The organism is Staphylococcus pseudoxylosus, from assembly GCF_003697915.1.
GTDB classification, from domain to species: Bacteria; Bacillota; Bacilli; order Staphylococcales; family Staphylococcaceae; genus Staphylococcus; species Staphylococcus pseudoxylosus.
The window spans coordinates 1-361 of record NZ_RCVN01000072.1 but is presented as its reverse complement, the minus strand read 5'-3'; the positions used below and the strand labels follow the sequence as shown (position 1 = coordinate 361).

Below are 361 nucleotides of genomic sequence, written 5' to 3'. Positions count from 1 at the left end.
CGATCTATCTGATTTTACTCTTCCTAATGGTAAAAAAGACAAAAGAGGGCTACCAATACCAAAGGCAAGATGTCAAGTTATTAACTATGAGTTATGGGAAACAGGCTATCTTTACACTTCATCAGCTACATTGACCGTTTCGGTAGAAGTTGGCGATATTGTTCAAGTACTTTTTCCTGAAGTTGTTCCAATTGAAGAAGCTCTAGGTAAGAGGAAAAAACTGAATTTAGATATGGTTTACCTTGTGACCGATGTAGACGAAAGTAATAAAGCTACGTTAAAAAACTACTTTTGGGCAATGATTGAAAGTCTTGACGTTCCAAACGCAATAGCCAAAAAGACAAACTCTGGTATAATTAAT

1 protein-coding gene is annotated in these 361 nt (G+C 35.7%); it reads left to right on the top strand.

What is annotated here, in order from left to right:
- Positions 1-361: hypothetical protein (locus D9V42_RS14845; RefSeq protein ID WP_208639101.1), on the top strand; the 361-nt coding region annotated here is incomplete at both ends.